Below are 12,448 nucleotides of genomic sequence, written 5' to 3' on the forward strand. Positions count from 1 at the left end.
GGAGCAGCGTTAGGGTGAGTCTGACAGAGGTAGAGCTACCAATAGGACTAGGGGGAGTCACATCCTACCAAATCCTGATGAACTCCGAATGCTGTCAGATATACCTAGCAGTGAGGGCTTGGGTGCTAAGGTCCGAGTCCGAGAGGGAAAGAACCCAGACCATCAGCTAAGGTCCCTAAATATATACTAAGTTGAACTAAGGCGGTTTCGTTGCACAGACAGCCAGGATGTTAGCTTGGAAGCAGCTATCATTTAAAGAGTGCGTAACAGCTCACTGGTCGAGCGACGGAGCATCGATAATAAACGGGCATCAAGTATATTACCGAAGCTATGGATGCTGAACTTGTTTCAGCGTGGTAGGGGAGCATTCTATTTGGGCCGAAGCTGTGCTGTAAGGCATGGTGGACCGGATAGAAAAGCAAATGTAGGCATAAGTAACGATAATGCGGGTGAGAAACCCGCACACCGAAAGGCTCAGGTTTCCTGATCAACGCTAATCGGATCAGGGTTAGTCGGGACCTAAGGAGTAGGCGAAAGCTCAATCCGATGGACAACTGGTTAATATTCCAGTACTGACTTATTGTAGTGATGGGGTGACGGAGCAGTGACAGGTTCGCGCACTGACGGAATAGTGCGTTAAAGGTCGTAGGTATAGGACTTACAGGTAAATCCGTAAGTTTTGCTGAAAGCCGATAGTACCGCGAGGCTACGGCCAAGCGGATAGTAACCGTAATCATACTTCCAAGAAAAACCTCTAAACGTTACGCAATAAGCTACCCGTACCGTAAACCGACACAGGTAGCCGGGAGGAGAACTCTAAGGTGCTCGAGTGAGACGTGGCTAAGGAACTAGGCAAAATGGTCCTGTAACTTCGGGAGAAGGGACGCTTACCCTGAACTTGTTCAGGGAAGCCGCAGTGAATAGGCCCAGGCGACTGTTTAACAAAAACACATGGCTTTGCAAAAACGAAAGTTGAAGTATAAGGCCTGACACCTGCCCGGTGCTGGAAGGTTAAGGGGGGACGTTAGGGGTAACCCAAAGCGTTGAACCGAAGCCCCAGTAAACGGCGGCCGTAACTATAACGGTCCTAAGGTAGCGAAATTCCTTGTCGGGTAAGTTCCGACCTGCACGAATGGTGTAACGATCTGGGCACTGTCTCAGCCACGCGCTCGGTGAAATTGTAGTTCCGGTGAAGATGCCGGATACCCGCCACGGGACGGAAAGACCCCATGAACCTTTACTATAGCTTCACATTGACATTGGGTAAAAGATGTGTAGGATAGGCGGGAGTCTAGGAAGCGGTGTCGCCAGGCATCGTGGAGACAACCTTGAAATACCGCCCTTCTTTTATCTAGTGCCTAACCCTATCTGGGGACAGTGTGTGGTGGGTAGTTTGACTGGGGTGGTCGCCTCCTAAAAGGTAACGGAGGCTTCCCAAGGTGCCCTCAATGCCGTCGGTAACGGCATGTGGAGTGCAATAGCATAAGGGCGCTTGACTGTGAGACCTACAAGTCGAGCAGGGACGAAAGTCGGGTATAGTGATCCGGTGGTTCCGCATGGAAGGGCCATCGCTCAAAGGATAAAAGGTACTCTGGGGATAACAGGCTGATCTCCCCCAAGAGCTCACATCGACGGGGAGGTTTGGCACCTCGATGTCGGCTCGTCACATCCTGGGGCTGGAGAAGGTCCCAAGGGTTGGGCTGTTCGCCCATTAAAGTGGCACGCGAGCTGGGTTCAGAACGTCGTGAGACAGTTCGGTCCCTATCTGTGGTGGGCGTAGAAAGCTTGAGAAGTTCTGACCTTAGTACGAGAGGACCGGGTTGGACGAACCGCTGGTGTGCCGGTTGTGGTGCCTACTGCACCGCCGGGTAGCTACGTTCGGAAAGGATAAGCGCTGAAAGCATCTAAGCGCGAAACCTTCTTCAAGATGAGGCTTTCCTTGAGGGTCGTGATAGACGATCACGTTGATAGGTGGCAGGTGCAAGTGTAGAAATATATGTAGCTGAGCCATACTAATTACCCAATAGTCTTTCTGTGCACAGATTAATCTAAGTTTACATCTCTCTTACATATCTCATGTCAATATGATATTGATCGTTAAAAGTGAAAGCTTGAAAGTTGAGCAGTATAAAAGCTGTAACTTGAAACTATAAGCATTCACCTTTAACCAAAATCTCAGGATGGCTCTAGCGCCGGGGATCAGTTGAAAGCAACCCCTGCTCTTCCCATTCCAAACACTTCATAAGCTCAATAGGAGTTATGATAATAAAGTATTTAAGATCTTAGGGTGGCTCTAGCGCCGGGGATCACCTCTTCCCATTCCGAACAGAGAAGTTAAGCCCGGCAGCGCCAATGGTACTGCATTCCGCGGGAGAGTAGGTCGCCGCCTTTCTATTATTATTGCCCCTTTCTTGCTTAGAAAAGGGCAATCAAAGCTAAGCCTTACTACTGAAGTAGTAAGGCTTTTTTTTTGTAATTTATTAATTCAAAATGTCAACTTTTAGTATCTGCTATTTTTAAGCCTTATATTTCAGCTTGGTTGAATAAGCACTAAAAAGCTAAAAGTTATAAATGGACAATGCGATCATAGAAACGAGCGCTTATGCGCGGGCAGGACTACTAGGTAATCCTACAGATGGTTATTTCGGTAAAACAATTTCTATCATTATTAGAAACTTTGGAGCAAGAATTCTCCTCTATCCTTCCCCCGAATTACATATAGAAGCTCAAGAACAAGATGTAAATATTTTTCGCAACATTTATCATTTAGTAGACTCAGTTAAACTCACTGGATATTACGGCGGCTCAAGGTTAATAAAAGCTGCCATCAAAAAATTCGGTGAGTATTGTGAAGCAGAACAGATCAAATTACCTAACAAAAATTTTACAGTACGTTATCACTCTTCTATACCTAGGCAAGTAGGGTTGGCAGGCTCAAGCGCCATATTAACTGCTACCATGCGAGCATTAATGAAGTTTTATGAAGTAAATATTCCTCAAGAAATACTACCAAGTATAATCTTATCGGCAGAAGTCGACGAATTGGGTATCAATGCAGGCCTGCAGGATCGTGTAGCTCAAGTTTACGAAGGCTGTGTGTATATGGATTTCAATAAAGAGGGGATGAAAGAAAAGGGTTACGGAAATTATGAAAGAATAGACCCTTCCCTCCTACCAAACCTATATTTAGCATATAAAACTGATCTAAGTAAAGTTTCTGGGGCTGTATTTAATAATGTGAAAGCCCGTTTTGAGAAAGGTGACGAGGAAGTAATACAAACTATAGAAGAAATTGCCAACCTGGCAGATGAAGGGAAAAAGGCTATCCTCCAGAAAGATTATGACAAATTGAACAAATTGATTGATCGTAATTTTGATTTGAGGTGTAAGATTATGAATATCAGCGATAGTAACATGGAGTTGGTAGAAACAGCAAGGAGATGTGGAGCCTCAGCAAAGTTTACCGGTTCAGGAGGTTCAATTATAGGTATATACAAAAATGACGAAGTACTAAATAAGCTAGTTATAGAGCTTAAGAAAATAAATGCGAGAGTTGTAAAACCTTATACAGTTTAAACTAGATAAAATGGTAAGAAAAGCAGTAATTCCTGCAGCTGGACTGGGAACAAGATTTTTACCAGCCACAAAAGCACAGCCTAAAGAAATGCTTCCAATTATTGATACTCCAACAATCCAATATGTGGTTCAGGAAGCAGTGGATTCAGGTATTGACGATATACTCATTATTTCTGGGAAAGGTAAAAGAACAATTGAAGATCACTTTGACAGGAATTTTGAATTAGAGTCACGTTTAGCTGAGAAGCAAGACGAAAATTTCTATAATGAGATTGTACGTTTAGCCGACATGGCGAACATACATTTCATACGCCAAAAAGAGATGAATGGCCTGGGAGACGCAATTTATCATGCACGTCAACATGTAGGAAATGAGCCGTTCGCAGTGTTATTGGGAGATACTGTAGTAGACTCTATCATCCCAGTTACTCAACAATTAATAGATACGTATGAGCAATTTCACAGTACAGTGATTGCAGTGGAAGAAGTTCCTAAAGATAAGGTTTCAAGATATGGAATAGCAGGGGGTAAAAAACTGGATGACAAAACGATGGAAGTCAGCGAATTGGTAGAAAAACCAAGTCCTGAAAAAGCGCCTTCAAATCTTGCTATTGCCGGAAGATATATTTTAACACCCGAAATATTTCAGGCCATAGAACAAACGCCCAAAGGTAAAGGCAATGAAATTCAATTGACAGATGCACTTCATTTACTGATGAAACGGGAAACCATCATTGCCAATACTATTGAAGGCAAACGTTATGATATAGGAAATAAGTTAGACTTTTTGAAAACGACAGTAGAATTTGCACTAAAAAGGAAAGAATTTGCTGACCCATTTTATCAGTTTATGAAAGAGGCAGTAAAAAATTATGAGGAAAAAAGGAGCTAATTAATTTTTAATCATACAGCCAGTAGGGTGAGTGCTATCATTCAGAATGGGCTTGCCCTGCAGTACAGCATCAATTGCATCTTTCAGATAGTGATGAGAAACATCAGATGCCACTTGTGGATTATCATCAATAGAACCTCTATACAAAATTTGATAATCATCTCCCCTATTTTGCATAACAAAAGCTTCAGGTGTTTTTTGGACGTTAAAGAGATCGGCAGCCTCCTGTTTATCGTCAACTAAATAAGGTACATTCCAACGTAAATCCTTAACTTTTTTTGCCATTTCAGTAGGACTATCAGACGGACTTTGAGAGGGGTTATTAGGGTTAATTAATATAAATTTGACACCCTGCTGCCGATAAGTATCAAAGAGTGAACTGATACGCCGGTCATACAATTTGGCATAAGGACAATAATTACTGGTAAAAATAACAACTACGGCTTCATTATCTTCCACTTCTGATAAAGAAAACACATTGCCATCCACTGCATTGGGTAGACTAAAATCCTGTATGCTCACTATTTGAGTAAGTAGTGAAAGAGAGAGAGGCACAATGGTAAAAAGAAAATGGAAAATCATATCTTTTAATAAAAGGTGTAACTCATAAGATAAGAAATAAAAAAACCGGTTCAGGTTATATGTAACATACAGGTGATTTATTTAACAAAAATTAACTAAATATATTGCACCGCATGCAGTAGTATTATACAACTCATACATTGAATAAGACAAAAAAGTTCTCAAGAGGGATTATTTTTAGCTCGAAGTGTTGCGTTTGCTGAGGAAGAATAATATCTGCTTTCAGTAAGGGATTGTGGGGATAATCAATATCCTGAATACAGATATTTGCTTTAAAGCTTAGGTTTTTTCTTCCGTATAATTTGTATAAACTTTCTTTAGCACACCAGGCCAGGCAAAGCCGTTCGGGATTATCCTTAAAAGTCGCCCATTCAGATGGATGAAGAAATTTGTGTTGTACTCGTATAAGTTTATCTGAGGGTTTCTCAATGTCAATGCCTACAGGCTTATCTAAACTAACAATAGCAGTGGCGTAAGGAAAGGAATTGGCAAGAGAGATATGAAAAGAATACTGCATGATATGCGGTTTGCCATGAATATCTTTATACATGGTATATTCATCTACTCCAATGGAGGAAAGTAAGGCATGTAATGCAAGACGGCTTGCTAAAAATTCAGCCTTTTTGATGGGATGATGTATTGCATCAAGAAGCTTAAGCTCATCTCGTGATAATGTACGCTCTTGGAGAAGTTCAGTCCATGGAGCTTCTATTTTCCAGAGCGCCCAACTTAGCTTGTCGTTTATCTTTACTATTTTTGTTAAAGCCATTGCAATTACAAAGGTATTTTTTTAAATGAATGTTAACCAATTGAAGGGAAAATATGAGGAGCAAGACTTTACAGGTTGAAAAACTACATACACTTAAAGGTCACAAAGACTGCGTATATACCCTAAGCGAAGGTCCTGAAGATAAGATATTCTTCTCTGGAGCAGGTGACGGAATGGTAGTAAGATGGGATCTGGACGATGCGGAGAATGGTAAAATCATAGCCAAAGTACCTGCGTCTGTATATGCTGTACACCATGAGTCTGAAAGAAATAATCTGATTGTAGGCCAGAACTATGAAGGGCTGCATGTAATAGATCTGGATACCAAAAAAGAACTTGGTTCCGTTAAAATAACAGAAGCAGCTATATTTGATATAAAGGTATACCAAGAAAATGTGATAGTAGCATCTGGGGATGGGGTAATAAACATTCTCAACTATCAAAAGCTGAATCTCTTAAAGCGGTTCAAAGAGAGCGATCAAAGTGCAAGGTGTATTGCTGTTAATCCAGTAGCAAAAGAAATGGCTGTAGGCTACAGTGATAATACCATTAGAATACATGACCTGAAGACATACGAAAAAAAATACGAGGTGAAAGCTCATGATAATTCAGTCTTTACCCTTACTTACAGCCCGGATTATCGTTGGCTATTGTCAGGAAGTCGTGATGCACATTTAAAAATATGGGATGTAAATGATCATTATGCTTTGCACGAGTCAGTAGTGGCTCATATGTACTGTATAAACCATATAGATTATAGTCCGGATGGAAAATACTTTGCTACCTGTAGCATGGATAAGTCAGTGAAAATTTGGGATAGTGAAAGATTTAAACTCCTGAAAGTAATAGATAAAGCAAGACATGCGGGACATGCTACCTCTGTTAACCGGCTACTGTGGAGTAAATCCAAAACAGAAAAAGGGCAAAATCCTTTAATTTCGGCTAGTGATGACCGTAGCATTTCCGTATGGGAGGTTGATTTAAACGAAAAAAAGAACGATTATCAGTAAATATTAGTAATTAAGCTGGTAATCAGCACAAAGGGCAACATATCTGTGCTACTGTACATTATGAACGAAAACTGCGAGAGCAGGTTTAGTAGATAAAATATCTCAATCAAATGAAGATTACACCACTAGAAATAAGGCAAAAAGACTTTGAAAAAAACTTCCGGGGTTATGATAAAGATGAAGTAAATGCTTTTCTTCAGTCATTATCTCAGCAGTGGGAACGTACACTGGAAGAGAACAAAGAAATGCGATATAAGCTGGATGCTTCACAAAAAGAAGTGGAAAAGCTCCGAGAAGTGGAGAGCTCATTGTTTAAAACCCTTAAAACCGCAGAGGATACGGGGGCTAATATGGTAGATCAGGCTCAAAAAACGGCTGATCTTAAGATAAGAGAAGCAAAACTAGAAGCTAATACCATTATAAGCGATGCACACTCCAAAGCCAGAGATATCTTGAGTAAAGCAGAAGGCAAAGCCCAGGAAATAATAGATGAGATGGAAGAGCGGGTAAAAATGCTCAAACAGAGCTATAAAGCCGCGGAAAACGATTATGATACCTTACTGTTTGAACTCCGTAGCCTGGCACAAAAAACACTTCAGAAAGTAGATAAAGCGGAATCGCAGCAAAAATTTAATATTGAGACTAAAGTTGAAGAGGCAGAAAGAATAGTAGAAGAATATAATGAGTTTCTGACTCAACGAAAAGCGGAAAGTGAGCGGGAAACAGAAAATACTTCTACTGCAAAAGAACATAAACAATATCATCAAACGGAAGAGGAGCAGGAGGCTGAGGCCGTCGAGGAAAAAAATAAATACCGCTCTCCTAGCCCACCACCCACAGAGCCTAAAAAAGGGGGCTCGTTCTTTGACAATATTGATTGATTTCTATGGGAAAGATCTCTCTGCAAGGCTTAGAATTTTTTGCTTATCATGGCTTTCATGATGAAGAACAAAAGATAGGAAACCGATACGAGGTGGATATTACTGTAGAAACCAATTTTGATCAGGCAGCAGAAGATGATCTCTTGGAGCATACAGTAGATTACGGACAGCTTTACTATTTAGTGCAGGAAGAAATGCAGAAAACCACCAGGCTTCTAGAGCGCTTAACCGCTAGGATAGCCGAACGAACTCTGCAGAAGTGGACTGTAATTAACAGTGTGGAAGTGAGCGTTTCCAAACTCAACCCACCTCTGGGAGGCCTATGCAAAAAAGCCAAAGTTACTCTTCAGAAAAGCAGGAATGCATGAAAGTGATCTTTTTAGTCTTAGTATTTTGCACATTTGCTTTTGTCATGGACAAACCTGCTTACGTACTTTATAATGAAAAGGGCAAAAAGGCAGATTACTATAAGATGATCAGGCGCCTGAGTAAAGCAGATATAGTGTTGTTTGGTGAGTTGCATAACAATGCACTTGTACACTGGCTACAACTACAAGTCATTAAGGATTTGAAGAAAGAGCAAAGACAGCTGATCTTAGGAGCAGAAATGTTTGAAGCAGATGACCAAATCATTGTCAACGAATATCTGAAGGGACTGATTGAAGCACGTCATCTCGAAAACGAAGCTAAAATCTGGAATAATTACAGTACGGATTATAAACCTCTCTTGGACTTTGCCAAGGAGCAAGCTTATACCTTTATAGCTACTAACATTCCCCGACGTTATGCCAGCTTTGTATCAAGAGCAGGACTTGATTCATTAGAGAATCTATCTGAAGAAGCACAGTCTTACATAGCCCCTTTACCCATAGAATTTGATGTTAACTTATCCTCATACCAAAATATGCTACAGATGATGGGGGGACATAACAATAGCGGTCATGGAGGAATGAAGGCGGAAAACATGGTGAAAGCCCAAGCCATTAAAGATGCTACTATGGCTCATTTTATTCTTCAAAACCTGGAAGAGAACTGTACTTTTGTACACTTCAATGGCTCCTACCACTCCGATAATTTTGAGGGAATTTACTGGTACCTGAAGCAAGTTAAACCAGAACTAGATATTGTAACCCTAAGTAGTATTGAACAAGAGGATATCAATAGTTGGAATGAAGAGCTAGACAGTTTGGCAAACTATGTCATTAGCGTTCCTGCAGACATGACCAAAACTTATTAAAATTGATTTTACCTGTTCAGAAAGGCTTCTTTGGCTTTAGCTAGTATTTCAGCGTGGTCAAAGGCAAGTTCTGGTAATTTACGCGTGCTAAACCAACGCGTTTCAGCCGCATCAGTAGCAGCCTGAGGATTTATTTCTGATTGATCCACTTCAGTATAATAAGCTACTGAAATGGCTCGAGCACGGGGATCGCGCTCAGGCTTACCAAAAGTATAAAGTTGAGTTAGATTGCTGGTATGAACGCCTGTTTCTTCTTCTAATTCACGGGCAGCAGCGGTATCTAAAGCTTCATCATCTTCTACAAAGCCTCCGGGTAAAGCCCACTTCCCTTGAAAAGGATCGTTTTTTCTTTGGATAAGTAATACCTGTAAATCTTCTCTTTGATAGCCGAAAACTACAGCATCTACTGTTACTTTGATATTTTGTGGGTAAGCCATATCTTTTCTTTTATATAATTTACTTGATATAAAAGTTGAAGGGCTTGATTGTTTTTGATAAAGGGGTATCACTTTATATGAAAAGAGCCTACACGGGAATAATTACAACTGTTCAAAATATTTATTGGGTTGCTTACAAAGAAGAAGAGGTATATAGGTAATTTTCCCCAGAATGATGCCTTTCGTGCCCTATTTTTCCCCAAAGGGACCTTGAATGTTATTAATTTTTAAATAGGAATCAACAGAAGAAATAGAGTATTCAGAAGTGGTAACCTGATTATTCTTTATTTCAGAGGCATCCACAGACGTCTGTTCATCTTCGCAGGAAAGCAAAAAAGCGAAGATAAGCACATAAAAACTAAAGGTAAGTAAGAGCGAAAAGGAGTGTTCGTATATTCTATTGTACAGACTGTTGTTTTTCATCGGACTTTATAAAAGTAAAACCACGGGCATCATTACCTTCATAAAAGTCAACTTCCATACCAATCAAAAACATGGTATCTTTTTTAGCGATATACACGGGAACATTATCCAGAGTGAACTCGGCATCGCCTGTACCTTTTTTGTCAAAACCCAGTACATAAGAAACGCCGGCGCACCCTCCCCCATTGACACCGATGCGTAAACCATACTCGTCGGGAATATTTTTGTGTGCGATTGTTTTCTTAATCTCTTCAAGAGCCTTATCGGAAACTTTTACTGGAATCATAGATGAAAATTAATCAACAATATCAGGCAAGTAAGTAAAGTGCATTTCAATAAACAATCAGCACTTTTTTGCGCCGTTAAAATACTTAAATTTGAAACGTAAGAACGCGTATAATGATTCTCAACACATACAATTTTTAACAAACCACTATGGAAGTTATCGTAGAGTTTGCCAAGTTTATCTTGCCGGCAGCAATTGTTTTGTATGCCATGTACCTTACTGTAAAATCTTTTCTTGATAAAGAGATGGCCCAAAAGATGGTAGATATCAAAGCTCAGAACTCTACCGCTATTATTCCCACCCGTTTACAAGCTTATGAGCGGTTAACTTTGCTTTTAGAACGCATTACGCCCAATAACCTGGTGTTTAGACTCAATGACAGTGGATACTCTGCTAAGGAATTTCATCAGATACTGGTAGCGAATATACGTGAAGAGTTTAATCATAACCTTTCACAGCAGGTGTACGTGAGTGACGAAGTGTGGAGTATGACTAAAAATGCAGTAGAAGATGTGATATTGAGTATTAACCAGGCCTCACAAAATCTGGAAGATGATGCCCGTAGCATTGACCTGGGCCGAAAAATAATAGACCAGCAAATGCAGGCTCAGAACGAGCAAGATGCAGTAAGCCAAGCGCTCTCCGCATTAAAAAATGAAGTACGTCAGAATTTTTAGTGAAACTGTATGACAGTATGCACAGTTACCCATAAGTAACACTAAACAGTTTCTATTGTATGGCATTTTATGATAAAGCATATACTGAAGAGAACTACAGCTTTAAGAAAGCAAAAAAAAGAGCTTCAGGTATATTACAAGACCCAGATCGGCTGAAAAAGCTGTTAGCCAATTCTGCTAAAAAAGTTCGGGCCATTGGCAATGACAATGAGAGTTTACAAAAGCTGAAGCATCAGGTCAATACATTTAACCGTATGACCAGAGCGTATGTAAGCGGGGAGTACCGCAATGTACCCTGGAAAAATGTGCTTATGGTTACGGCAGGTATCGTTTATTTCGTTATGCCACTGGACCTCATCCCCGATTTTATTCCTCTTACCGGCTTTCTTGATGATCTGACTGTGCTGATGTGGGTTTTTAATTCCGTGCAGGGCACTATAGAAGAGTTTGAAGAATGGGAAAATACAGATGCTCAGCAGATGAAATAACAAGAGAGGTCTATGGCTAAAACTCGTTCAAAGGGGATGCTTGCTGTATCTAAGTCCTACATTGTTGAGGAACTTTATCAAGAGCTTTAAGAAAGAAACAGTCAACATGATTAGCATTTTTTAAAGTAGGTAGCACAAATCACTGACTAAGCATTGGATTCATTAACACAGGCAGTACTCGGGGCAACTGTAGGTGAGGTAGTCCTTGGAAAAAAAGTAGGAAACAAAGCCCCGTTCTGGGGAGCTGTAGCGGGCACTATACCTGACCTGGATGTAGTGCTTAATTTTTTTGTAGGCGAAGTACAAAGCACTATATGGCATCGCACTTTTTCTCATTCATTATTGGTACTTACGCTGGTGACGCCTGTATTTGGCTACTTGGTATTTCTCCTCTATCGGCGATCTTCTGTGGCGAGTTTTGGTGATTGGTCCAACCTCTTTTTTTGGGGGCTGATTACACATCCACTATTGGATAGCTTTACTAACTACGGGACCATGATCTTTTATCCTCTGAGTGATGTGAGGGTTGCCTGGCGTACCATCTTTATTGTTGACCCGCTTTATACTTTACCGCTGCTTTTTGCCAGTATAGCGGTTTTATTTATGGCGAAAACATCGCTTATAAGAAAGCGAACTGCGGTCTTAGCATTATCTATCAGTACATTTTATCTGTTCTTGACGATAATTAACAAAATTAATGTCAACCATATAGTAGAAGAAAACCTAAAGAGCCAAAGCATTAGTCATCAGAAATATATGACTTCCCCTACTTTTTTTAATAACCTGCTATGGTCAGTAGTGGTTAAGGCAGACGGCCAGTATTATGTAGGCTATTATTCACTGCTCGATGATGATAAACAGATAGACTTCAGTGAAATTCCGCAACAAAAAGCTTTATTGTTACCTTATCTTCAGGGAGCTGATGCGGAGAGCAGAGCCTTACTCCTGGAACTGATAGAGTTTACCGAGTATTTTTATGCGCTAGAGCCAGGAGAAAACAGTATATATCTCTATGACCTTCGTTTTGGTAAAATCAGCGGCTGGTTTAAATATACTCGGGATTTTATTTTTTCATTTCATATCCAGGACAAAAACAGTGGAATAGAAATTAATAGAACGCCTTCTGAATTAGAGTTAAAAGATGAAAGCGTTAATAGGCTCCTTGAGCGAACGCTGGGAAAATAAACTAA

General features: G+C 40.4%; 13 protein-coding genes and 2 rRNA genes (1 of these 15 running past the window's edge). 11 read left to right on the top strand and 4 right to left on the bottom strand.

Annotated elements, in window-relative coordinates; all coding sequences use genetic code 11:
* The 4 genes from OKW21_RS28590 to galU all read left to right on the top strand — a co-directional run.
* Positions 1-2,037, top strand: a 23S ribosomal RNA gene (locus OKW21_RS28590); it begins 860 nt to the left of the window's first position.
* Between the two features lie 246 nt (positions 2,038-2,283).
* Positions 2,284-2,392, top strand: a 5S ribosomal RNA gene (rrf, locus tag OKW21_RS28595).
* Between the two features lie 179 nt (positions 2,393-2,571).
* A complete protein-coding gene (locus tag OKW21_RS28600) occupies positions 2,572-3,576 on the top strand; it encodes a mevalonate kinase family protein (RefSeq protein WP_277486454.1) in 1,005 nt (334 codons plus the stop codon).
* A 10-nt stretch (positions 3,577-3,586) separates the two neighbouring features.
* Positions 3,587-4,468 (top strand): UTP--glucose-1-phosphate uridylyltransferase GalU, encoded by an 882-nt coding sequence (gene galU / locus OKW21_RS28605; protein WP_277486456.1) that lies wholly within the window; start codon positions 3,587-3,589, stop codon positions 4,466-4,468.
* On the opposite strand, the gene OKW21_RS28610 is transcribed toward galU, so the two are convergent.
* Both OKW21_RS28610 and OKW21_RS28615 read right to left on the bottom strand, forming a co-directional pair.
* Positions 4,469-5,050 (bottom strand): thioredoxin family protein, encoded by a 582-nt coding sequence (locus tag OKW21_RS28610; RefSeq protein WP_277486458.1) that lies wholly within the window; start codon positions 5,048-5,050, stop codon positions 4,469-4,471.
* A 133-nt stretch (positions 5,051-5,183) separates the two neighbouring features.
* On the bottom strand, positions 5,184-5,819 hold the full coding sequence (locus tag OKW21_RS28615) for a 4'-phosphopantetheinyl transferase family protein (RefSeq protein WP_277486461.1): 636 nt from the start codon (positions 5,817-5,819) through the stop codon (positions 5,184-5,186).
* A gap of 53 nt (positions 5,820-5,872) precedes the next feature.
* Here OKW21_RS28615 and OKW21_RS28620 point away from each other — a divergent pair, with 53 nt between their 5' ends.
* From OKW21_RS28620 to OKW21_RS28635, 4 genes are all read left to right on the top strand, one after another.
* A complete protein-coding gene (locus OKW21_RS28620; protein WP_277486465.1) occupies positions 5,873-6,829 on the top strand; it encodes a WD40 repeat domain-containing protein in 957 nt (318 codons plus the stop codon).
* 110 nt (positions 6,830-6,939) lie between these two features.
* Positions 6,940-7,710, top strand: a complete 771-nt coding sequence (locus OKW21_RS28625; protein ID WP_277486467.1) for a DivIVA domain-containing protein — start codon at positions 6,940-6,942, stop codon at positions 7,708-7,710.
* Positions 7,711-7,715: 5 nt separating this feature from the next.
* Positions 7,716-8,078 carry a dihydroneopterin aldolase gene (gene folB, locus OKW21_RS28630; protein ID WP_277486469.1) on the top strand — a complete coding sequence of 121 codons (363 nt, stop codon included), beginning with the start codon at positions 7,716-7,718 and terminating at the stop codon, positions 8,076-8,078.
* Positions 8,075-8,947, top strand: coding sequence for a ChaN family lipoprotein (locus tag OKW21_RS28635; RefSeq protein WP_277486471.1), 873 nt, complete (start codon positions 8,075-8,077; stop codon positions 8,945-8,947). The genes folB and OKW21_RS28635 overlap by 4 nt, the downstream gene beginning before the upstream one ends.
* An 8-nt stretch (positions 8,948-8,955) precedes the next feature.
* Here OKW21_RS28635 and OKW21_RS28640 read toward each other — a convergent pair whose 3' ends face one another.
* Both OKW21_RS28640 and OKW21_RS28645 read right to left on the bottom strand, forming a co-directional pair.
* Positions 8,956-9,384: an NUDIX hydrolase gene (locus OKW21_RS28640; protein ID WP_277486473.1), complete on the bottom strand. Its 429-nt coding sequence runs from the start codon at positions 9,382-9,384 to the stop codon at positions 8,956-8,958.
* 397 nt (positions 9,385-9,781) lie between these two features.
* Positions 9,782-10,093, bottom strand: coding sequence for a HesB/IscA family protein (locus OKW21_RS28645; RefSeq protein ID WP_277486475.1), 312 nt, complete (start codon positions 10,091-10,093; stop codon positions 9,782-9,784).
* 149 nt (positions 10,094-10,242) lie between these two features.
* Here OKW21_RS28645 and OKW21_RS28650 point away from each other — a divergent pair, with 149 nt between their 5' ends.
* From OKW21_RS28650 to OKW21_RS28660, 3 genes are all read left to right on the top strand, one after another.
* Positions 10,243-10,770, top strand: a complete 528-nt coding sequence (locus OKW21_RS28650) for a DUF7935 family protein (RefSeq protein WP_277486477.1) — start codon at positions 10,243-10,245, stop codon at positions 10,768-10,770.
* Positions 10,771-10,829: 59 nt separating this feature from the next.
* Positions 10,830-11,258, top strand: a complete 429-nt coding sequence (locus OKW21_RS28655) for a YkvA family protein (protein WP_277486478.1) — start codon at positions 10,830-10,832, stop codon at positions 11,256-11,258.
* A gap of 153 nt (positions 11,259-11,411) precedes the next feature.
* A complete protein-coding gene (locus OKW21_RS28660) occupies positions 11,412-12,443 on the top strand; it encodes a metal-dependent hydrolase (RefSeq protein WP_277486480.1) in 1,032 nt (343 codons plus the stop codon).
* Positions 12,444-12,448: the final 5 nt, after the last annotated feature.

The sequence above is a fragment of the Catalinimonas alkaloidigena genome, from assembly GCF_029504655.1.
Lineage (GTDB): Bacteria > Bacteroidota > Bacteroidia > Cytophagales > Cyclobacteriaceae > Catalinimonas > Catalinimonas alkaloidigena.

What these genes read in the sequence shown, in the direction of transcription:
- OKW21_RS28620 (WP_277486465.1), top strand. Translation starts at nt 5,873, where the DNA reads ATGAGGAGCAAGACTTTACAGGTTGAAAAACTACATACACTTAAAGGT.
- OKW21_RS28615 (WP_277486461.1), bottom strand. Translation starts at nt 5,819, where the DNA reads ATGGCTTTAACAAAAATAGTAAAGATAAACGACAAGCTAAGTTGGGCG.
- OKW21_RS28600 (WP_277486454.1), top strand. Translation starts at nt 2,572, where the DNA reads ATGGACAATGCGATCATAGAAACGAGCGCTTATGCGCGGGCAGGACTA.
- OKW21_RS28650 (WP_277486477.1), top strand. Translation starts at nt 10,243, where the DNA reads ATGGAAGTTATCGTAGAGTTTGCCAAGTTTATCTTGCCGGCAGCAATT.
- OKW21_RS28655 (WP_277486478.1), top strand. Translation starts at nt 10,830, where the DNA reads ATGGCATTTTATGATAAAGCATATACTGAAGAGAACTACAGCTTTAAG.
- OKW21_RS28645 (WP_277486475.1), bottom strand. Translation starts at nt 10,093, where the DNA reads ATGATTCCAGTAAAAGTTTCCGATAAGGCTCTTGAAGAGATTAAGAAA.
- OKW21_RS28635 (WP_277486471.1), top strand. Translation starts at nt 8,075, where the DNA reads ATGAAAGTGATCTTTTTAGTCTTAGTATTTTGCACATTTGCTTTTGTC.
- galU (WP_277486456.1), top strand. Translation starts at nt 3,587, where the DNA reads ATGGTAAGAAAAGCAGTAATTCCTGCAGCTGGACTGGGAACAAGATTT.
- folB (WP_277486469.1), top strand. Translation starts at nt 7,716, where the DNA reads ATGGGAAAGATCTCTCTGCAAGGCTTAGAATTTTTTGCTTATCATGGC.
- OKW21_RS28625 (WP_277486467.1), top strand. Translation starts at nt 6,940, where the DNA reads ATGAAGATTACACCACTAGAAATAAGGCAAAAAGACTTTGAAAAAAAC.
- OKW21_RS28610 (WP_277486458.1), bottom strand. Translation starts at nt 5,050, where the DNA reads ATGATTTTCCATTTTCTTTTTACCATTGTGCCTCTCTCTCTTTCACTA.
- OKW21_RS28640 (WP_277486473.1), bottom strand. Translation starts at nt 9,384, where the DNA reads ATGGCTTACCCACAAAATATCAAAGTAACAGTAGATGCTGTAGTTTTC.